Source organism: Allobosea sp. NPDC055353 (genome assembly GCF_053644975.1).
The window spans coordinates 1-1,507 of the sequence record NZ_JBSHMC010000008.1; the positions used below are offsets into that span (position 1 = coordinate 1).

Annotated in this window: 1 protein-coding gene and 1 pseudogene; one reads left to right on the plus strand and one right to left on the minus strand. The window is 57.3% G+C overall.

All coding sequences use genetic code 11. The annotated features are described in order from the left end of the window. On the minus strand, positions 1 to 477 hold a 477-nt coding region (gene tetR, locus ACWIEX_RS25275; RefSeq protein WP_454035653.1), incomplete at its 3' end, for a tetracycline resistance transcriptional repressor TetR. A 104-nt stretch (positions 478 to 581) separates the two neighbouring features. Between tetR and ACWIEX_RS25280 the strand changes: the two are divergent. Then, positions 582 to 1,484 (plus strand): annotated as a pseudogene (locus tag ACWIEX_RS25280) (TCR/Tet family MFS transporter); the annotation flags it as partial. Positions 1,485 to 1,507: the final 23 nt, after the last annotated feature.

Consider the following 1,507-nt stretch of genomic DNA (forward strand, 5'->3'; position numbering starts at 1 on the left):
GTCCGGAACTCTCTCATCGGCATCAGATGCCTGCTGCTCGAGAACGGAACCGACCACATAGTGACTGACCGCCCGGAGCGCCCAAACAGCGTGCTTCGGACCAAAGCCCGCCGCGCAGAGAAAGCGTATTTGTGTCTCGGCAGCGCCAAAATTCGGTTCTGTCGGTCGAGTGCCGGCATGGATGCGCGCCCCGTCGCGATAATAGAGCAACGCCGTTCTGAAACTCTGGGCGTTCTCTTTCAGGAATAGCCGCCAGTCTTCGTTCTCTTCGGGTAGCGAGCGGGTGTGGCGTTCCGTCAGCATTGCCTCGGCCAGTGCGTCAAGCAGCGCGCGCTTGTTCTGGAAATGCCAGTAAAGCGCAGGCTGCTGAACCTTGAGGCGTTCAGCGAGCTTTCGCGTCGTCAGGTTGTCCATGCCAACCTCGTTCAGCAGCTCCAGCGCCGCTGCGATCACGGTGCCCTTGTCCAGTTTGGTCATTCACGTTCCTTCGCCAACGCTTGACAATTTATCACCGATAAGTTCTATGTCTATGTCCTTATCATTGATAAAGTCGCTCGCATTGAGCGGCGCTGGAGTTTCAGGTGCGCAGCTCTGCCATCATCGCCCTGCTGATCGTCAGTCTCGACGCCATGGGACTCGGCCTCATCATGCCGGTCCTTCCGACGCTTCTGCGCGAGCTTGTGCCGGCGGAGCAGGTCGCTGGTCACTATGGTGCCTTGCTGTCACTCTATGCGTTGATGCAGGTCATCTTCGCGCCCGTGCTTGGACAATTTTCAGATGCTTACGGTCGGCGTCCGGTGCTTCTGGCTTCCCTTGCGGGAGCCGCAGTCGATTACACGATTATGGCATCAGCGCCGGTCTTATGGGTGCTCTATATCGGCCGGCTCGTCTCCGGCATCACGGGCGCAACCGGAGCTGTAGCTGCCTCAACCATTGCGGATTCGACGGGGGAAGGTTCTCGCGCACGCTGGTTCGGCTACATGGGGGCCTGTTATGGGGCAGGCATGATTGCCGGGCCAGCACTTGGTGGTATGCTCGGTGGTATTTCTGCCCATACTCCGTTTATCGCCGCTGCCCTTCTCAACGGCTTCGCGTTCCTGCTTGCCTGCATTTTTCTCAAGGAGACTCATCGCAGCCATGGCGGGACCGGAAAGCCGGTTCGCATCAAACCATTCGTTCTGTTCCGGCTGGATGATACATTGCGCGGGCTAGCTGCGCTTTTCGCAGTTTTCTTCATCATTCAACTGATCGGCCAAGTGCCTGCGGCTCTATGGGTCATCTATGGCGAGGACCGTTTTCAGTGGGACACCACGACTGTTGGTTTGTCGCTTGCGGCGTTTGGAGCAACACATGCGATCTTCCAAGCGTTTGTTACCGGCCCCCTTTCAGGCCGGCTTGGAGAGCGGCGTACTCTACTCTTAGTCATGGCAGAGGATGATACTGGATTCATTCTGCTGGAATATCCAACGCAGGGATGGATGGTGTAACCGATTTTGTTGCTACTTGA